Genomic DNA, 17,036 nt, shown 5'->3' with positions numbered 1-17,036 from the left:
TGACCCGGACCGTCACCGAAGTACAGGCTGTTGCCCCCGTACCGGTTGTAGGCCTCCCACGTCGCGTCCGAGGTCTGGAACAGCACCTTGGAGTGGCTCGAGTCGTCCCGGATCACGAACGCGATCTCGTTCTGCAACCCGTTGTCGTCCCGCGTCACGCGGGCGTAGTAGATGCCCGAGACGGCGGTGGCGGGCACGTTCCAGCTCACCGACACGGCCCAGTTGCCGCAGTCGATCAGCGCGGTCGGGCCGTCGCGCAGGCACGGCGGCTGGCTCTGCGGCGTGGTCCGGCGCACGGTGTCGATCTTGCGCGCGCCCTTGCCGCCGTACCAGCCGAGCCGGAAGACGTCGATCGTGTAGGACGTGGCGGTGGTCAGCATCTTGAAGTCCACGCGACCACCGGGCGTCGAGCTGATGTCCGTGGTGTAGCCGAGGATCGCGTCGTCGCGGGACTGGACCTGCCAGTCGTCCGCGCCGGGTTGGAGGTTCTCGCAGGCGATCTTGTTGACCACCGGCGGGTCGCACGGCGCCGCGACCGCGACCGGTGCGGCCACCAGCGTCGGCACGACCACCAGCGCGGCCAGGACGACCACCCCCGACAGCCAGGCCGCCACCGCGCGGATTCTGGAACGGGCAGCGCCCATGGCTTCTTCCCCCTCGTCGGCCGGCAACCCCTAACAGGGGGCGCCACGGCGGGAATCGGGAGGCCGTAGATGGTCGTTACGGTGCTTCGGGCGCGTTGCGGCATCCGCCGGTGATCTTCGGGCCGAAGGTTTCAGCGCGCCCGGAAGCGTTCGGCCCAAAGGGGGTTGGGCCGTTGCGGTGCGCACCTCACCGGCGAGGGTGGTTCCGGTTGGTCCGACCGGGTGGTTGGCGGTCGATTCGGGTTTCGTCCACAGAGGACGTCATGGCAGGTCGGCCTCGACCGCCGCGGCGCACGCCAGCAGGGGCGGCACGAGGCCGTCCCGGGCGTGGTCGGTGGTGGTGCGGCTGGCGTGCGTGGAGATGTTGAGCGCGCCGACGACGCGACCCGCTCGGTCCCGCAACGGCGCCGCGACCGAGCGCAGACCCTCCTCCAACTCCTGGTCGGCGAGTGCCCACCCGCGTTCACGGACCTCGACCAACCGCGCCCGCAGCCGTTCGGGTGAGGTGGTGGTGTGCGCGGTGAGCGGTTCCAGCCGGGTGGAGGCGAGGTACCGGTCCAGTTCCGCGGCGGGCAGACCGGCCAGCAGCACGTGGCCCATCGACGTGGCGTAGGCCGGGAACCGGGTGCCCACGGTGATCGACACGGCCATGATCCGGGACACCGCGCAGCGCGCCACGTACACCACGTCCGCGCCGTCGAGCACGGACACCGAGCTCGACTCGCCGACCTGGGCGGACAGCCGTTCCAGGTGCGGGCGCGCCACGTCCGGCAGCGGCAACCCGGCCAGGTAGGCGTACCCGAGGTCGAGTACCCGGGCGGTGAGCGAGAAGTGCTTGCCGTCCGTGCGCACGTAGCCGAGGTCCACCAGGGTGAGCAGGAACCGCCGCGCGGCGGCCCTGGTCAACCCGGTGGACTTCGCGACGTCGGTCAGCGTGAGCCCGGTCGGGCGCAGCGCGCGGATCACCGCCAGGCCGCGTTCCAGCGACTGGACGTGGTGCGCGCCGCGCTCCGGGATCTCGTCTTCGGACACAGCTCAGCCTAGCCGGCGGACTCCAGCACGACCGCGAGGCCTTGGCCGACGCCCACGCACAGCGCCGCCAGTCCCCAGCCGCCGCCGCGCGCCTTCAGCTCGTGCGCGAGCTGGAGCACGACCCGCGCGCCGGACGCGCCCAGCGGGTGCCCGATCGCGATCGCGCCGCCCCGGACGTTGACGATCGCCGGGTCCAGGTCGGGCCACTGGTCGAGGCACGCCAGCGACTGCGCGGCGAACGCCTCGTTCAGCTCGACCGCGGTGAGGTCGGACCAGCCGATGCCGGCCCGGGCCAACGCCTTCTCCGCGGCCTGCACCGGTCCGATGCCGAACACCTGCGGGTCGACGCCGACCGCCGCCCGCGCGGCGACCCTGGCGAGCGGGGTCACGCCGAGCCTGGCCGCCGCGGCCTCGTCGCCGAGCAGCAGCGCGGCCGCGCCGTCGTTGAGGGGCGAGGAGTTGCCGGCCGTGACCGTCCCCTGTGGACGGAACGCGGGCTTGAGCGCGGCGAGCTTCGCCAGGCTGGTGTCGGCCCGGATGCCCTCGTCGCGGGTCAGCTCGCCGACCGGCACCACGTGGTCGGTGAAGAACCCCTCGTCCCACGCCCGCGCCGCGTTGCGGTGGCTGGCCAGCGCGAACTCGTCCTGCCTCTCCCGCCCGATGCCGTGCTGCCCGGCCAGCAGTTCGGTGCACTCGCCCAGCGGGATGGTCCACTCGGCGGGCAGCGCCGGGTTGGTCATCCGCCAGCCCAGCGTGGTGGAGTGCAGCGTCTCGTGCCCGGCCGGGAAACCCTTGCCGGGCTTGAGGAGCACCCACGGCGCGCGGCTCATCGACTCGACGCCGCCCGCGACCGCGAGCGAGGCGTCACCGACGTCGATCGTGCGCGAGGCGTGGAACACCGCGTCCATCCCGGACCCGCACAGCCGGTTCACCGTCGTGCCGGGCACCGAGGTCGGCCAGCCGGCGAGCAGGGACGCCAGGCGTGCCACGTCCCGGTTGTCCTCGCCCGCCTGGTTCGCCGCGCCCAGCACGACCTCGTCCACGTCGGCCGGGTCGAAGTCGGCGCGGTCGCGCAGGGTCCGCAGCACGTGCGCGGCCAGGTCGTCGGGCCGGGTGCCGGACAGCGCGCCGCCGTAGCGGCCGAACGGCGTGCGCACGCCGTCCAGGATGAACGTGGTCACGAAGCCTCCTTCAACGTCCGCAGCGCGGCCAGTTCCGCGTCGGTGGGCGGGGGAGTGCGGCCGAGGTCGGCGGCCACCCTCAACTCCCAGCCCGTCGCCTCCCGCACGTCGGCCACCTCGACGCCCGGGTGCAGGTCGGTCAGCACGAGTTCCCGGGTTTCCGGGTCCGGCCGGAACACGCCGAGGTCGGTGATCACCCGGGTCGGGCCCGCGCCGCGCAGTCCGAGCTCCCGCCGGGCGTCGCCGCCCCGGCCGTGGCCGAACGAGGTGACGAAGTCGACCCGCTCCACGAAGCTGCGCCTGCTCTGCCGCACCACCACGAACACCTCGCCGCAGGACGCCGCGATCTCCGGCGCGCCGCCCGCGCCGGGCAGCCGGACCTTCGGGTGGTGGTAGTCGCCGATCGCGGTGGTGTTGATGTTGCCGAACCGGTCGAGCTGGGCCGCGCCGAGGAAACCCACGTCGATGCGACCGGGTTGCAGCCAGTAGTTGAAGACCTCGGGGACGCTGATCACCGCGTCCGCGGTCTCGGCCAGGATCCCGTCGCCGATCGACGCGGGCAGCCGGGTCGGCTTCGAGCCGAGCGTGCCCGACTCGTAGATCAGCACCAGGTCCGGCGCGTGCGTGCGGCGGGCCAGGTTCGCCGCGGTGGACGGCAGTCCGATGCCGACGAACACCCGCCGGTCGCCGGTGAGCGCGCGGGCCGCGGCGATGGTCATGACCTCGTCCGGTGTCACTTCGCGCTCCTCAGGTCGTCGAGCCAGCCGGTGAACGCCTCGCGGTCGCGGCTGATCGCGTCCCACGCGGCGTAGTGGGCGTTGTCGCGCTCCGAGTAGCCCTGGGCGTAGGACGGGTGCGCGCCGCCGGGCACCGCGACCACGGTCGTCACGGCCCAGCTCGGCAGCACGACCGCGCCCGGCGTCGGGGTCAGCTCGTCCACGATCTCCTCGACCGTCACGAGACTGCGCTTCGCGGCCAGCACGGCCTCCTTCTGCACGCCCACGAGGCCCCACAGCTGGACGTTGCCCCGGCGGTCGGCGCGCTGGGCGTGGACCACGGTCACGTCGGGGTTGATCGCGGGCACCGCGGCCAACTCCTCGCCGGTGAACGGGCAGGTGATGGGCTTGATCGTCGGGGTGACCCCGGGCAGGTCGGTGCCGACGTACCCGCGCAGCACCGCGAACGGCAGACCCGAGGCGCCCGCGACGTAGCGGTTGGCCATGCCCGCGTGGCTGTGCTCCTCGAGTTCGAGGGCGCGCGGCCACCCGTGCTCCACGGCGTCGCGGAAGCGGTGCAGCGAGCCGACGCCGGGGTTGCCGCCCCAGGAGAAGACCAGCTTGCGCGCGCAACCGGCCCCGATGAGCTGGTCGTACACGATGTCGGGCGTCATCCGGACCAGGGTGAGGTCGCGGCGACCCTGCCGGATGATCTCCTGCCCGGCGGCCACCGGGATCAGGTGGGTGAACCCCTCCAGCGCGACCACGTCCCCGTCGCGCACCAACTCCCGCACCGCGTCGGCGAGTGTTGTGCCTACTGCCATCGCCACTCCGATGTTCGCATGCCGAACACTTGTTCTGCATACGAACATACGTGGTCGTGCGAAAGCCGGTCAACCGCGGGGTGGGTCGTCAGGCGTCGGACCAGCGGCGGGCGACGAGGGGTGGCACGAAGAGCAGGAACAGCCCGAAGTAGCCGAGATCGGGGCGGAGCGCGCCGAGCGCCATGGCCACCACGAGCACCAGGACGGTGCCGACCGCGTTGGCCACCCGCTGGTCGGAGATCGGTTCGCGGGTCAGGTCGGGGTTGCCCCGGGCGATGAAGAGCATGGCGGTCTGGGACAGCGCGCCGGCGAGGATCGTGCCGATGTAGAACAGGGCGGTGAACCGGTCGGTGTCGAACCCGCCGACCATCTCGGTGGGGAACGGCAGCACGACGACGCTCAGCAACCAGCAGAAGTTCGCGAGCACGAGCCCCTCGCTGTAGGACTTGATCGACTCGAACAGCCGGTGGTGCACCACCCAGAGCCGCGCGATGACCGCGAAGCTGAGCAGGAAGCTGTAGATCTGCCACCGGTTGCCGGTGACCACCTCGACCGACCGCCCGTGCTCCCGCACCACCTCGCCGACCACCTCGGTCAGCGGCAGCACCAGCAACGTCAACGCGATCGCGACCACCGCGTCGGTGAAGAACACCAACCGCTCCGGAGACTTCCCGTCGGCACCCATCCGCGCCCCCTCCGCACTCGGCGGGAGGTTACCAACGCCGCCCGCCGAGACCACCGCGCCGGGTCAGCGCAGGTCGAGTGAGAGGTCCACGCAGGCCGCGTGGTGCTCGTCGGCGTTGTCGACCCGGATCCGGATCCGGAAGACCTGCTTCGGCAGGCTGCCCGGGAAGTCGAACGGGATCGTGTAGAAGCCCGGCGTCAGGGGGAGCCGCAGCGAGGGGTCGGTCTGCGCCAACTCCTGGCCGAGGTCGTAGGTGCGGCTGATCACGGTGAGGTCGCCGACGTCGATCGAGACGTGGGCGAGCGCGCCGCTCTCGATCGTCCGCACGACGGTGCCGGCGAGCCGGACGGTGAACCCCTGCCCGGCGGCCGGCGGGTCCGGGGTCAGCCCGACGGTGTGCAGGGCGAAGTCGTGGCCGGCGGTGGCGCAGTCCTCGTAGGACCAGCCGGGAAGGGCGTGCGCGGGCGTCGTCGGGGCGAGCGCCGCGACGGCGGCGGTCAGCGCGGCGAGGGTTCGTCTCATGGCTGGTGCTCCGGTCCGTGGTCGATTGCTCCACGGTGGGTGACGCGTCGTCGGCGCGCAGCGCGGTTCCGCGCCCTTTTCGGGTGATTCGCGGCCCGGACTCACAGCCGGCGCACAGGTTCCTCCCCACCTGCTCTCAGCCGGGCGCGCGAGGCTCGTCCGCACTCGACGGGAGGACCGCTGCGGTGAGCTGTGATGGACGGGTCGGAGTGCGGTGCGGGTCTGACGCGCACGAGGGGGTCCGGTGACCGCGGCGGTCGTCGCCGCCGCCCGGTACGCGGGCGAGGCGATGGGCACGTCGATCACCCTCGACCTGCGCGGCAGGCACGCCGACGACGACCGCGCGCACGCCGCGTGGGCCGCCGTGACGGCCGTGCTCCGGCACGTCGACCGGGTGTTCGGCGCCCGGCGGAACTCGTTCGTGTCCCGGCTGGGTCGCGGCGAGATCGGCTTGGCCGACTGCCCGCCCGAGGTCGTGGAGGTGCTGCGGCTCGGTGAGCGGGCCGAGCGCGAGTCCGGCGGCGCGTTCGCCGCGACCCGACCCGGCCCGGACGGCACGGCGGTGTTCGACCCGGGCGGCGTGGTCGGGGGTTGGGCCGCGGAACGGGCCGCGAGCCACCTGAGGGCGTTGCCCGCCACCGACTTCCGGCTGTCCGTCGGCGGCGGCCTGGTGTGCCGGACGCTGCACCCGGGCAGCGAGCCGTGGCGGGTCGGCGTGGCGCACCCGCACCAGCCCAAGCGCGTCGTCGCGGTGGTGCCGGTGTTCACCGGCGCGGTCGCCACGTCGGTCGCGCGGCCCGGTGGCGTGGTGGACGCCCGCACCGGGCGCCCGCCGGCCGACGTCGCCTCGGTCACCGTCGTCGCGGATTCCCTGACGTGGGCGGCCATCGACGCCACCGCCGCGCACGCGCAGGGCGCCGCCGCCGTGGACTGGCTCGGCGCGCGCACCGGCCGCACAGGTCTGGTGGTGTGGCGGGACGGCACGACGACCGTCGTCGGCTAATTCGTCCTTTGTGGACTGTGGGCGGCCGCCTCGGCGACGGTGTGGTGCAGGGACAGCGACCGGTCGAGGCCGGTCAGCTCGATCGGCCTGATCACCAGCCGGTTCGCGTCCACCACCAGGCGCAACCGCCGCCGTCGGGTCTCCGCGTGCCACGCCACCTCGACCAGCGCGGTCAAGCCGGCGGAGTTGAGGAACGTGACGCCGCTCAGGTCCACCACGCACGAGGGCGAGTCGTCCCCGTTCACCGCGACGGTGAGCGCGTGCCGCAGCGCGGGCGCCGACTCGTCGTCCACCTCGCCCGTGACGGCCATGACCGACGTGCCGTCGACGAGGTGTCGGGTGGTGCGCAGCGCGCCGTCCCAGGGGCGCGGGCTCACGCGGTGGGCACGACGGCGAGGTGCGCGGCCTTGCGGTCCAGCGCGATCTCGGCCCACACCGTCTTGTGGAACGCGTGGTGCAGCACGCCCCACTGCGCGGTCAGCCGCTCCACCAGCAGCAGTCCGCGACCACCGGTGTGGTCGGGGGTGCGGGCGCGGGGGTGCGCGGACGTGGAGTCCTCCACCTCCACGCGCAGCCGGCGGCCGGGGTGCAGCAGCAACCTGCACCGCCGGGGTGGCGTGCCGTGCCGGCGCGCGTTGCTCACCAGTTCGTCCACCACCAGCACCGCGTCTTCCGCGACGACACCGTGGTCCGCCAGCAGCAGGCCCACCAACCGCCGGATTTCCCGGTTGGACGTGGTGCCGAGGTCCCGCGAGACGTCCGTGGTCTCCCGGTCGGCTCCGGAGCGGTGCTGGGTGGTCATCGGGCGTTCCCCCTCGTGCGGCGGCCAGGTCGGGTCCGTCCAGGGGTACCCCCGTTCGGCGCAGGAAACCGGGAAGGCGGCGGGAAGTCGGCCGAGTGTGGGCGAATTGCCGGAAACCGCGGGGGATACGGTCACGTCGGACTGCACGGGCCCGGGCACGGGTCCGGTCCCACCCACCGAACCGAAATGGCGGCCATGATCCCGGTGCTGATGTTCTCCGTCGTCGTCCTGCTCGTCGTGAACACGGTGCTGCTGATCAAGTACGGGCGCTCCGACGAGCCCTCGTCCAAGCTGCGCAACTCCACGGCGACCTTCGCGGGCCTGCTGTTCGCCGCCGCGCTGTGGCTGATCCTGATCATCGCCGTGTGAGCCGGTGTCGCGGTGGTCACCCGCCGTCGACGCGCCCACCAGCGGGTGACGTGGTTGGCTGAGGTGGTGAGCACACCGGAGAGCAAGCCGTGGGCCAGGGTGGAGACGGCGGCCGAGGGCCGCGTCGTCCACGTCCTCGTGGGCGGTGACATCGACCAGGACTCCCTCTCCGTCCTGGAGGGGGCGCTGGACGAGGGCCTCGCGAAAACCGACGACACCGCCGCGCTGGTGGCGGTGGACCTGAACGCCGTCGACTTCCTGGGTTCGGTCGGCCTGTCCGCCCTGATCCGCGCGCACGGCGAGGCGGTGGAGCGCGGGCGCTCGCTGGCGGTCGTGCTGGCGCCGGAGCACAAGGTGGCCCGGGTGCTCTGGGCGACCGCGCTGACGCGCATCGTCACCGTGGTGGACTCGGTGGACCAGGCGGTGACCGACGAGCCGGAGAAGGCTTGACGGCCACCGGGTCTCAGCTCGTCAGCGGGACGGTGAACCTCGGCGCGGTGCGACCGGCCGTCGCGACCAGCGTCGTCGCCTCGATCGGGGTGCCGGACGAGCTGTGCGTGATCCGGTTGATCACCACCACCGGCGTGTCGGTGGGGATGCCCATGGTGTCCGACTCCGCCTCCTCCGGCAGCCGCGCGCCGACCTGCACGGTCGCCACGATCGGCTCCAGGCCCGCGTGCCGCAGCAACGGGGTGAGGTCCGGCTCGGGGGTGTTCTCGTGGTCGGCGATGTCGTTGCCCATGCGCTGCTCGACCACCGTGGCCACGTGCCGGGGCAGCCAGTGCTGCTCGATGCCCGTCACGCGCGCGCCCGTGTAGTGGTGGCGCACGCGGTGCACGACCAGACCGCCGACCGCGATGCCGAGCTTGCCGGCGACCTCGGGGCTCGCCGTCGCCCACCCGCTGAGGACGACCTTGGGGTAGGTCGCGCCGTGGGGGAGGATGCGCGGCGCCACCTCGGGCGGCGTGCGGGTGCCGGACACGACGGTGCCGTAGCCCTGCCGGGGGATGGCCAGGCCTTCCGCCACGAGCACGGCGACGGCCGCGCGGGCGGTGCCGCGCGCGACCTCGAACATGTCCATGAGCTGCTGCAACGTCGGGAGTGTGCTCCCGACCGGGTGCTCACCGCGGTCGATGCCCGCGATCAGGTGGTCGGCGATCAGCCGGTACTTCAGGTCTTCCACTGCTGTCTCTCTCGTATCGGGGGCCGCGGTACCTCGATGAGCAGGGGATTTGTTACTAACGAATCGTTCGATACTCTGCTATGGTCTGTACCAATTGTCAAGAGGTCCGTTCTGCTACGGTGCGCGTCACCTGATTGCGAGGGACTGCGTGTCAGCCGGAGCCACCGGGCCGCACGTGCTGCGGAAGATGAACGCCACAGCCGTGCTCAACGCCCTGAGGGACGCGGAAGGCCACCTGGCCACCGTGTCCGACATCGTCCTTGCCACCGGACTCTCCCGACCGGCCGTCAGCCGGGCGCTGGCCGCGTTGACCGACGCCGGGATCGCCGAGGTCACCGGCGCGGCCGAGCACCACATCGGCAGACCCGCCTCACGGGCCCGGTTCCGGGCCGAGCTGGGTCACGTGGCCGGCATCGACATCGGGCCGAACAAGGTGCTGGTGATCGTCGCCGACCTGGCGGGCACCGTGCTGGCCGAGCGCCAGGCGCTCACCCCGCCCAACCCCACCGGCGACCAGGTGGTCGACCTGCTGCGGTCCACGCTGGCCGACACCGCCGCCGAGGCGGGGTTGGAGCTGGCCGGGTTGTGGTCGGCCGCGGTCGGCGCGCCGGGCATCGTGGACCAGGCGAGCGGCGAGGTCGTGCTGGCGCCGAGCATCGCGGGCTGGACCGGGTTGCCGGTGATCGCCGCGCTGCGCGAGTGGCTCGGCTGCCCGGTCTACATCGAGAACGACGTCAACCTGGCGGTCATGGCCGAGCGGTGGCGCGGCGAGGCGACCGACAACCTGCTGTTCGTGCAGTGGGGCGAGCGCATCGGCACCGGCATGGTGATCGACGACAAGCCCTACCGCGGCGCGTCCTCGGCGGCGGGGGAGCTGGGGTTCATCGACCTCGTCACCGACCTCGACGCCCGCCCGCCCGCCGCGTCGCACGGGCTGGGCGCGTTCGAACGGCTGGTCGGCGCGGGCGCGATCCTGAGCCTGGCGCTGGAGCGGTGCGAGGACGGGCTGTGCGACGTGCTCCAGCGGACCCGCGACATCGCGCCGCTGTTCGACGCGGCGCGGGCGGGCGACGAGGCCGCGCTGGCCGTGGTGGACACCATCGCCACCCGGTTCGCCCGCGGTCTGGCGGTGCAGCTGTTGTTGATAGACCCCCAGCGCGTGGTGGTCGGCGGTGGCGTGTCCCGGGCGGGCGACGTGCTGTTCGACCTCGTGCGGGAACGCCTGCGCCCGTTGTTGCTCGCGCCGCTGGACCTGCGGGTGTCGACGCTCGGCGCGGCCGGTGTCGCGCTGGGGGCGGTGCGGAGGGCGCTCGACCACGTGGAGGAGCGCCTCACCGCGCTGCTGTAGTTCCCGACTAGACCACTGCCGCCAGTCGTCGCCACTGGTCGACGGCCGGGGTGGTGAAGTCGGCCGGGAGTGCTTGCAGGCACACGTGATCCGCGCCGGCGTCGAAGTGCGCCCGGACCCGCGCGGCGATCTCCTCCTCGCCGACGGCGACCAGCGCGTGGACCAGCCGGTCGCTCGCGCCGTCGGCCACGTCATCGTCGCCGAAGCCGAGCCGCCGCCAGTTGACCCGGTACGGCTCGATCCGCAGGTACTGCGCGACGTGGTCGCGCGGGCGCTCCGTGCCGGGGTCCACGACCACGGCCTGCTCGACGACCAGCGTGCGGTCGGGTCCGAGGAGTTCCCGGGCCCGGGCCGTGTGCTCGGGCGTGACCAGGTAGGTGATCGCGCCGTCGGCGTGGTCGCGGGCCAGGCGCAGCGCCCGGGGGCCGAGCGCGGCGAGCACCCTCGGCGTGTGCGGCTGGTCGGTGGGCAGTCCGACCAGGTCGAGCAGCGGGTCCGGCGCGTCGAGGTCGGCCAGGTACTCGCGCAGCGCGGCGAGCGGCCGCTCGTACCGCAGGTTCAGCACGTTCTCCACGACCAGCGGGTGCGAGACGCCGAGGCCGAGCGCGAACCGGTCGGGGTGCGCGTCGGCGACGGCGCGGGCCAGACCGCGGGTCCGGCGCGGGTGCCGGCCGTGGATCACCGCGACGCCGATGCCGACGGCGAGTCGACGGGTGGCGCCGAGCAGCAGCGCGGACTGCACGAACGGGTCGCGGACCAGACCCTCGCTCAGCCAGAGCGAGCCGAAGCCCAGTTCCTCGGCCTCGGCGGCCAGTTCGGTGGTCCGGGCGACGGGCAGCAGGTCGAGCGCGGACGCCCACAGGCCGACGCGACCCAGTGGTGGCAAAGGCATCGTTCCCCCAATGAACGGTGTCGGAGCAGTGCTCCGGATAATACGGATCACTGCTCCGGTTCGTCTCGGGGCTCCCGGTTGGCGGGACGGCGGGTTCAGTGGGCGGACGCGGGGTGGCGTTTCCTCTGTTTCGTGCCAGTTCGTCCGGAACCCTACCGATGGGGGTGGTGGTTGCTCGCTGTGACTGGTTGCGTGGATGACGAGAGCACCCTGTCGTCTTCGCTCTCGGCTTCCCTGCTCAACGAGGAGATCACCATGCTCGTGCGAAAGGCCTTGCGCGTCGTCGCCGTCGCGGTGGGAGTGCTGCTGCCGCTGGTCGCGGTCGCCGCGCCCGCCGCGTCCGCGGACACCAAGGCGCTGGTGCGGACCCTGTACTACGACACCAGCCAGGCGCAGGAGTTCGCCGCCGACTGGGACAAGGCCGCGGAGAACTGGAACAAGTCCGTGACCGTCGTCAAGCTGGTGAAGAAGACCGCCGGCACGCCGACCAACATCCGGATCTACGCGGACAACGGCTGGCCGCGGGCGATCCCGACGTCGCTCGGCAACGGCACCGTCTACATGGGACGGGAGGCCGTCCAGCTCGGCCACTACCGGCCGCGCATCACCACCCACGAGATCGGGCACATCCTCGGGTTGCCCGACCGGCGCACCGGGTTGTGCACCGACCTGATGTCGGGCTCCAGCGCGCCGGCGACGTGCCGCAACGACCTGCCCAACGCGGCCGAGAAGGCCGAGGTGCAGCGGAACTTCGGTGGCGCCGCGGCGCTTTCCGACGTGCGCGCGGCGGGCTTCGCCGGCACGGAGTGCTTCGTCTACTGACCGGGGATCCCGTGCGGGGCGGTGCGGACAGCGCCGTCCCGCACGGGCGTTCAGGTCGTACTTCCGGCTGATCCGACCGGGCCGGAACCGCTTGTAACATCGGGCAATGCCGCCGCACCTCCTCCGGGACGAGCCACGACCGCCGGGCGCCCCGCCGCCGGGGTGGCGGGACTGGGTGCTCGTCGGCGTGGTGCTCGCGGCGGTGGTGGTCGAGGGTGTGCTGCGGGACCTGCCGTCGGGTACCGCGTGGACGGTCGTGCTGGCGGTGCTGGCGCCGGGGTTGGCGTGGCGGCGCACCCACCCGCTGGCCGTGTTCCTCGTGACGTTCGGGGTGACGGACCTCGCGCCGCTGGTGCTCGAGCCGGTCGGCGCGTTCTCCGCGGCCTTCGTGCTGGTGGTGCCGTACTCGTTGGTCCGCTGGGGTTCCGCGCGGGAGGTCGAGGTCGGGCTGGTCGCGGTGGTCCTGCACCTGGCGACGCACTGGGGTCACCTGTTCGACGGTGTGGCGGTGCTGGTCGTGTCCGGTGGGGTGGGCGCGGTCGTCCGGTTCCGGGAGCGGGAGCGGCTGCGGTTGCTGGACCAGGTCAAGCTGCGCGAGCGGGAACGGCTCGCGCGCGACCTGCACGACGTGGTGGCGCACCACGTGTCGGCGGTGGTGATCAGGGCGCAGGCGGGTCGTGCGCTCGCGCGGCTGCGGCCGGAGGCGGCGGTCGAGGCGCTGGAGGTGATCGAGGCCGAGGCGTCGCGGGCGCTCGCCGACATGCGCGGGCTGGTCCGGGTGCTGCGGCTCGACCCCGGCCGCGCGCCCAGTCCCGGTCTGTCCGATGTGGAGGGTCTCGCGTCCGGTGACGCCGTTCCGGCGGTGGACGTGGAGGTGGCCGCGGGCGAGGTGCCGGCGGCGGTGGGCGCGGCGCTCTACCGGATGGCCCAGGAGTCGGTGACCAACGCCCGGCGGCACGCGCGCAACGCGACCCTGATCGAGGTGCGGGTGGGGTTCGAGGGCGGGTCCGTGGTGCTGCGCGTGCACGACGACGGCGAGGGCGGCCCGGTCCGGGCGACCGGCTACGGTCTGGCGGGCATGGCCGAACGGGCCGCCCTGCTGGGCGGCACGTGCTCGGCGGGTCCGGACCCGGTGTGCGGGTGGACGGTGACCGCGGTGCTGCCGTTGAGGGGTGACGCAGGGTGACGGTGCGGGTGGTCGTGGCCGACGACCAGGAGATCGTGCGGACCGGGTTGGCGATGATCCTCGACGCGCAGCCGGGCATCGAGGTCGTGGGGCAGGCGGGTGATGGCCAGGAGGCCGTGGCGCTGGCCCGGCGGTTGCGGCCCGACGTGTGCCTGTTCGACGTGCGGATGCCGCGGCTGGACGGGATCGAGGCGACCAGGGCGGTGGCCGGCCCCGGGGTGGCCTCGCCGCTGGCGGTGGTCGTGATCACCACGTTCGACTTGGACGAGTACGTGCACGAAGCGTTGCGGGCGGGTGCGCGGGGGTTCCTGCTCAAGGACGCCGGGCCCGCGTTGCTGACCCAGGCGGTGCACGCGGCGGCGAACGGCGACGCGCTGATCGCGCCGAGCGTGACCGCCCGGTTGCTGGCGACCTTCGCGGGGCGGGCGACGCCCGTGCAGCCGGTCGACCCGTTGACCGAGCGCGAGGAGCAGGTGCTGGGTGCGGTGGCCCGGGGGCGGACGAACGCCGAGGTCGCGGCCGAGCTGTACATCACGTTGAGCACGGTGAAGACGCACGTGGCGAGCCTGATGGCGAAGCTGGGCGCGCGAAACCGGGTGGAGATCGCGATGTGGGCGTACGAGACAGGCCGGGCGGGCTCTCCCTAGCCGGCAGGCGGCCGCCCGAGGCACCGAACAGCAAGCTGGGCAACCGTTCCCACCCAACGCCGACCCGGTTCCGGGTGTGCCTGCGGTACGCCGGTCAGGACGTCCTCAACCCACGCCACGATCTTGGAGCACCGTGAACTACGGGCGAAGCCGGCACACGAATGCACCTCGATTCCCCGCTACTTCGGCCAACGGCTTGCCGCGACCGCGCAGGCGCTGCTGCTCCTCAACCGCCGGCAGAGTGACCGCCGGCAGCATGACGACTGGCAAGGCGACCACCACCAGGGCGATCACCGGCCGGATGGCCATCGGCAGCACGCGCATCAGCAGGGTCGACCATCTGCTGGGCGATCACCGGCTAAGCGATCACCGGCAGGGTGGTTGCAGCAGGGTGGCTACCGGCAGCGCGACCACTGGCGGTGGTCACTGACAGGGTGGTCACGGGCAGGCTGGCCGCGGGAGGCAACGCCCCGGTGGAGCTCGCCGGCCAACGCAGCCGCGACGCGGCCGGCACGCAGGTCACGCCACCAAGTGCTCAGGCTTGGCGTCGATCGGTTTGCGGCGGCGGACCTTACCGCCGGCTCGCTCCAGCCCTGCCCTCCGCCCGCCAAGGCGGCCGGTCGCCCTCGTCGCTGCCCGCTGCCCGCTGCTCGCCGCCCGTTGCCCGTTGCCCGCTGCTCGCCGCTGGCTGCTGGCTGCTGGCTGCTGGCTGCTCGCCGCTGGCTGCTCGCTGCTCGCCGCTGGCTGCTGGCTGTCCGCTGCTGGCTGTCCGCTGCCCGCTGCTCGCTGCCCGCTGCTCCCTGCCCGCTGCTCCCTGCCCGCTGTCCGCTGCTCGCCGACCGCTGCTCGCTGCTCGCTGTCCGCTGTCCGCTGTCCGCTGTCCGCTGCTCGCTGCTCGCCGCCCGTTGCCCGCCGCTGGCCGCTGGCTGCTCGCTGCTCGCCGCTGGCTGCTGGCTGCTGGCCGCTGCTCCCTGCCCGCTGCTCATCCAGGCCACCGGTCGCCTTCATGGGCGGCGTCCCCTCATGACGCCGCCAGCCCACGGCCGCCAGCCTTCATTGCCAGCGGTGCCAGCGGTGCCAGCGGTGCCAGCGGTGCGGGCGGTGCGGGCGGTGCGGGCGGTGCGGGCGTGAGTGTGGGTGGATGGGTGGGTAGGGCGGCGGTGTAGGGCCCATTCCACTACCAGGAGGTTGAGTACCCAGCCTGCGCCCAGCAGCAGTGCTCGGGTGAGCACGCTGGGTGGCCCCACCAGCAGTACCCACGGGAGGGTTGTCAGGACCTGGGTGCCCGCGCCCTGGCCGATCGCGTAGGCGCGGGCCAGCCACGCCCGGTGTCGTGGCACGTCGCGGCGACTGATGGCGAGCACTCCCAGTACCAGGGCCACCAGCATCGCGGTGCCGAACGTCAGGCGCAGGGACCACAGCAGCACTCCGTCGCCCTCCGCGCGCGGGTAGAGCAGGGTCATCCACAGGCCGCTCAGCGCGGCCACCGCGCCGGCGGGCACCAGCACTCGGCCGGCCACCCGGTGCCACCGTCTTCGGCGCAGCGCCGGCACGAACTGGAACGCGCCCAGCAGGCAGAACAGGGTCGCGCCGACGACGTGCAGCACGATCGGCACCGGCGAGGCCAGGAAGCGGGCGTTCTCGGGCGTCACCGCGCCGGCGGCGACCTGGCCCAGCCTGAGCACCCCGCCGGCCATCGGCACGAGGGTCAGCAGCACCAGTCCGAGGGGGAGGAGCCACGGTCTTGTTGTCATACCGGGAATCCTGGCCGGGGGTGGGGCGGGGGTCATCGGTCTCGAGGCCGGGAGGGGCCTGGCCGGAAGCATGGACCTCGACTCGTACTTTCGGCTGGCTCCTACCTCGGCGGCGATCGGTCGTGCCGGTCGGCTCGACACGCCCGCACGCTCACGACCGGACCACTCAGGACCTGGCGGGCAGCCCGGTGCGCGCGAATGCCCCATCCGGGTGGTGGTGTCGTGGCTCGACCACGGCTACCCGGCGTGCCCCGGGCGTCCAGTCGGTGGAACGGGTGGGGCCGGACGGGTGGTGGCGGGGACAATGGCGGGTGCAGAGGCGGTCGGCTGAGGAGGAACTGTGCCCCGGAGTTCGGAACCGTTGCGGAAGCTCGGCTTCCTGACCATCGGGTTGTTCGACGCGGGGGATCCGCGGCCCGGGCACGAGTCGACGTTGGAGGTCATCCGGTTCGGCGAGGAGTTGGGGTTCGACAGTGCGTGGGTCCGGCACCGGCACCTCCAGCACGGGGTGTCCTCGCCGGTCGCGTTGCTGGCCGCCGCGACTCAGCGGACCAGTCGGATCCACCTCGGCACCGCGGTGATCCCGCTCGGGTGGGAGAACCCGTTGCGGTTGGCCGAGGACCTGGCCACGGTGGACGTGCTGTCCGGTGGTCGGCTCAACCCGGGGGTCAGCGTCGGGCCGCCGTTCCACTTCGACCACGTGAAGGGCGCGCTCTACCCGGACACGGCCGACCAGGAGGACTTCGGCTACGGGCGGGTGAAGCGGCTGCTGGACCTGGTGCGGGGTGAGCCCGCGTCGGACTTCAGCGGGACCAGGGGGTTCGAGGTGTTCTCCGACCGCGTGCAGCCGCACTCGCCCGGCCTGGGGCGGCGGCTGTGGTACGGGGGCGGGAGTCTCGCGTCGGCCCGGTGGGCCGGGCAGAACGGGATGAACTTCCTGACCAGCAGCGTGGTGAAGGCGGAGGAGTCCGAGGACTTCGAGCAGGTGCAGCTGTCGCACGTGCGCGAGTTCCGCGCCCACCACCCGGACGGCGACAAGGCCAGGGTGTCCCAGGGCCTGGTGGTGATCCCGACCGACGGCGCGACCGCCGCGCAGCGCGAGAAGTACCTGGCGTACGCGGAAAGCCGCACCCCGCGCACCGCCACCCCGCAGGGCCCGGCCCGGATGATGTTCGCCCGCGACCTGGTCGGCACGTCGGACGAGATCGCCGCCGCACTGCACGCCCACGCGGCGTTCCAGGAGATCGACGAGGTCGCCTTCGCCCTGCCGTTCACCTTCGAGCACGAGGACTACCTGCAAATCCTCACCGACATCGCGACGAGGCTCGGCCCGGCACTCGGCTGGAGCCCCGCGTCCACCGGCTGACCGACGCCGGCACGGGCCCCGCGGGGTCGTGGCCGACTTCACCGCCGGCCGGGCGGCACC

The 17,036-nt window shown here is 73.0% G+C and carries 21 protein-coding genes; 8 read left to right on the top strand and 13 right to left on the bottom strand.

The genetic code is table 11. The annotated features are described in order from the left end of the window. The 7 genes from AB0G50_RS29120 to AB0G50_RS29090 all read right to left on the bottom strand — a co-directional run. On the bottom strand, positions 1 to 644 hold a 644-nt coding region (locus AB0G50_RS29120; protein ID WP_360114640.1), incomplete at its 3' end, for a N,N-dimethylformamidase beta subunit family domain-containing protein. A gap of 261 nt (positions 645 to 905) precedes the next feature. Further along, positions 906 to 1,676 carry an IclR family transcriptional regulator C-terminal domain-containing protein gene (locus tag AB0G50_RS29115; RefSeq protein ID WP_360114637.1) on the bottom strand — a complete coding sequence of 257 codons (771 nt, stop codon included), beginning with the start codon at positions 1,674 to 1,676 and terminating at the stop codon, positions 906 to 908. 8 nt (positions 1,677 to 1,684) lie between these two features. Continuing rightward, a complete protein-coding gene (locus AB0G50_RS29110) occupies positions 1,685 to 2,857 on the bottom strand; it encodes a thiolase family protein (RefSeq protein ID WP_360114635.1) in 1,173 nt (390 codons plus the stop codon). Then, complete coding sequence (locus tag AB0G50_RS29105; protein ID WP_360114646.1) at positions 2,854 to 3,576, bottom strand: CoA-transferase; 723 nt, start codon at positions 3,574 to 3,576, stop codon at positions 2,854 to 2,856. The genes AB0G50_RS29110 and AB0G50_RS29105 overlap by 4 nt, the downstream gene beginning before the upstream one ends. Positions 3,577 to 3,590: 14 nt before the next feature. Next, on the bottom strand, positions 3,591 to 4,397 hold the full coding sequence (locus AB0G50_RS29100) for a CoA-transferase (protein WP_360114632.1): 807 nt from the start codon (positions 4,395 to 4,397) through the stop codon (positions 3,591 to 3,593). A gap of 88 nt (positions 4,398 to 4,485) precedes the next feature. Beyond that, the gene (locus AB0G50_RS29095; RefSeq protein WP_360114629.1) at positions 4,486 to 5,082 is read right to left on the bottom strand and encodes a TMEM175 family protein; all 597 of its coding nucleotides are present in this window, start codon (positions 5,080 to 5,082) and stop codon (positions 4,486 to 4,488) included. Between the two features lie 63 nt (positions 5,083 to 5,145). Next, positions 5,146 to 5,604, bottom strand: coding sequence for an ML domain-containing protein (locus AB0G50_RS29090; RefSeq protein WP_360114626.1), 459 nt, complete (start codon positions 5,602 to 5,604; stop codon positions 5,146 to 5,148). Between the two features lie 244 nt (positions 5,605 to 5,848). Here AB0G50_RS29090 and AB0G50_RS29085 point away from each other — a divergent pair, with 244 nt between their 5' ends. After that, positions 5,849 to 6,607 (top strand): FAD:protein FMN transferase, encoded by a 759-nt coding sequence (locus AB0G50_RS29085; RefSeq protein WP_360114623.1) that lies wholly within the window; start codon positions 5,849 to 5,851, stop codon positions 6,605 to 6,607. Here AB0G50_RS29085 and AB0G50_RS29080 read toward each other — a convergent pair. Then, complete coding sequence (locus AB0G50_RS29080) at positions 6,604 to 6,984, bottom strand: STAS domain-containing protein (RefSeq protein WP_360114620.1); 381 nt, start codon at positions 6,982 to 6,984, stop codon at positions 6,604 to 6,606. The genes AB0G50_RS29085 and AB0G50_RS29080 overlap by 4 nt on opposite strands. Continuing rightward, on the bottom strand, positions 6,981 to 7,409 hold the full coding sequence (locus AB0G50_RS29075; protein ID WP_360114617.1) for an ATP-binding protein: 429 nt from the start codon (positions 7,407 to 7,409) through the stop codon (positions 6,981 to 6,983). Before AB0G50_RS29075 ends, AB0G50_RS29080 begins: the two co-directional genes overlap by 4 nt. Before the next feature lie 186 nt (positions 7,410 to 7,595). On the opposite strand from AB0G50_RS29075, the gene AB0G50_RS29070 reads away from it, so the two are divergent. Next, the gene (locus AB0G50_RS29070) at positions 7,596 to 7,778 is read left to right on the top strand and encodes a hypothetical protein (protein ID WP_360114614.1); all 183 of its coding nucleotides are present in this window, start codon (positions 7,596 to 7,598) and stop codon (positions 7,776 to 7,778) included. A gap of 63 nt (positions 7,779 to 7,841) precedes the next feature. After that, entirely contained in the window at positions 7,842 to 8,228 is a 387-nt protein-coding gene (locus AB0G50_RS29065; RefSeq protein ID WP_360114643.1) for an STAS domain-containing protein, read from the top strand. A gap of 13 nt (positions 8,229 to 8,241) precedes the next feature. Here AB0G50_RS29065 and AB0G50_RS29060 read toward each other — a convergent pair whose 3' ends face one another. After that, positions 8,242 to 8,961 (bottom strand): GntR family transcriptional regulator, encoded by a 720-nt coding sequence (locus AB0G50_RS29060; protein ID WP_360114611.1) that lies wholly within the window; start codon positions 8,959 to 8,961, stop codon positions 8,242 to 8,244. Positions 8,962 to 9,148: 187 nt separating this feature from the next. On the opposite strand from AB0G50_RS29060, the gene AB0G50_RS29055 reads away from it, so the two are divergent. Continuing rightward, entirely contained in the window at positions 9,149 to 10,309 is a 1,161-nt protein-coding gene (locus AB0G50_RS29055; protein WP_360114608.1) for an ROK family transcriptional regulator, read from the top strand. A gap of 7 nt (positions 10,310 to 10,316) precedes the next feature. On the opposite strand, the gene AB0G50_RS29050 is transcribed toward AB0G50_RS29055, so the two are convergent. Next, positions 10,317 to 11,201 (bottom strand): TIGR03620 family F420-dependent LLM class oxidoreductase, encoded by an 885-nt coding sequence (locus tag AB0G50_RS29050; RefSeq protein WP_360114605.1) that lies wholly within the window; start codon positions 11,199 to 11,201, stop codon positions 10,317 to 10,319. Positions 11,202 to 11,393: 192 nt separating this feature from the next. On the opposite strand from AB0G50_RS29050, the gene AB0G50_RS29045 reads away from it, so the two are divergent. From AB0G50_RS29045 to AB0G50_RS29035, 3 genes are all read left to right on the top strand, one after another. Beyond that, entirely contained in the window at positions 11,394 to 12,023 is a 630-nt protein-coding gene (locus AB0G50_RS29045; protein WP_360114602.1) for a snapalysin family zinc-dependent metalloprotease, read from the top strand. A gap of 106 nt (positions 12,024 to 12,129) precedes the next feature. Next, positions 12,130 to 13,209, top strand: a complete 1,080-nt coding sequence (locus AB0G50_RS29040; RefSeq protein WP_360114599.1) for a histidine kinase — start codon at positions 12,130 to 12,132, stop codon at positions 13,207 to 13,209. Then, positions 13,206 to 13,856, top strand: a complete 651-nt coding sequence (locus tag AB0G50_RS29035; RefSeq protein ID WP_360114596.1) for a response regulator transcription factor — start codon at positions 13,206 to 13,208, stop codon at positions 13,854 to 13,856. The genes AB0G50_RS29040 and AB0G50_RS29035 overlap by 4 nt, the downstream gene beginning before the upstream one ends. 138 nt (positions 13,857 to 13,994) lie before the next feature. On the opposite strand, the gene AB0G50_RS29030 is transcribed toward AB0G50_RS29035, so the two are convergent. Together AB0G50_RS29030 and AB0G50_RS29025 are read right to left on the bottom strand one after the other, a co-directional pair. Further along, complete coding sequence (locus tag AB0G50_RS29030) at positions 13,995 to 14,180, bottom strand: hypothetical protein (protein WP_360114593.1); 186 nt, start codon at positions 14,178 to 14,180, stop codon at positions 13,995 to 13,997. Positions 14,181 to 14,860: 680 nt separating this feature from the next. After that, a complete protein-coding gene (locus AB0G50_RS29025) occupies positions 14,861 to 15,610 on the bottom strand; it encodes a DUF2306 domain-containing protein (protein WP_360114590.1) in 750 nt (249 codons plus the stop codon). Positions 15,611 to 15,950: 340 nt separating this feature from the next. Between AB0G50_RS29025 and AB0G50_RS29020 the strand changes: the two genes are divergently transcribed. Next, on the top strand, positions 15,951 to 16,976 hold the full coding sequence (locus tag AB0G50_RS29020) for an LLM class flavin-dependent oxidoreductase (RefSeq protein WP_360114587.1): 1,026 nt from the start codon (positions 15,951 to 15,953) through the stop codon (positions 16,974 to 16,976). The last annotated feature ends 60 nt before the right edge of the window (positions 16,977 to 17,036 follow it).

It is taken from the genome of Actinosynnema sp. NPDC020468 (assembly GCF_040642015.1).
Lineage (GTDB): Bacteria > Actinomycetota > Actinomycetes > Mycobacteriales > Pseudonocardiaceae > Actinosynnema.
Note: the sequence above shows the minus strand (reverse complement) of the source record. Positions and strands in the feature narration are given on the sequence as shown.

Coding starts and splice junctions, on each gene's coding strand:
- AB0G50_RS29105 (WP_360114646.1), bottom strand. CDS start 3,576: ATGACCATCGCCGCGGCCCGCGCGCTCACCGGCGACCGGCGGGTGTTC.
- AB0G50_RS29100 (WP_360114632.1), bottom strand. CDS start 4,397: ATGGCAGTAGGCACAACACTCGCCGACGCGGTGCGGGAGTTGGTGCGC.
- AB0G50_RS29095 (WP_360114629.1), bottom strand. CDS start 5,082: ATGGGTGCCGACGGGAAGTCTCCGGAGCGGTTGGTGTTCTTCACCGAC.
- AB0G50_RS29090 (WP_360114626.1), bottom strand. CDS start 5,604: ATGAGACGAACCCTCGCCGCGCTGACCGCCGCCGTCGCGGCGCTCGCC.
- AB0G50_RS29075 (WP_360114617.1), bottom strand. CDS start 7,409: ATGACCACCCAGCACCGCTCCGGAGCCGACCGGGAGACCACGGACGTC.
- AB0G50_RS29070 (WP_360114614.1), top strand. CDS start 7,596: ATGGCGGCCATGATCCCGGTGCTGATGTTCTCCGTCGTCGTCCTGCTC.
- AB0G50_RS29055 (WP_360114608.1), top strand. CDS start 9,149: ATGAACGCCACAGCCGTGCTCAACGCCCTGAGGGACGCGGAAGGCCAC.
- AB0G50_RS29050 (WP_360114605.1), bottom strand. CDS start 11,201: ATGCCTTTGCCACCACTGGGTCGCGTCGGCCTGTGGGCGTCCGCGCTC.
- AB0G50_RS29040 (WP_360114599.1), top strand. CDS start 12,130: ATGCCGCCGCACCTCCTCCGGGACGAGCCACGACCGCCGGGCGCCCCG.
- AB0G50_RS29030 (WP_360114593.1), bottom strand. CDS start 14,180: ATGCGCGTGCTGCCGATGGCCATCCGGCCGGTGATCGCCCTGGTGGTG.
- AB0G50_RS29025 (WP_360114590.1), bottom strand. CDS start 15,610: ATGACAACAAGACCGTGGCTCCTCCCCCTCGGACTGGTGCTGCTGACC.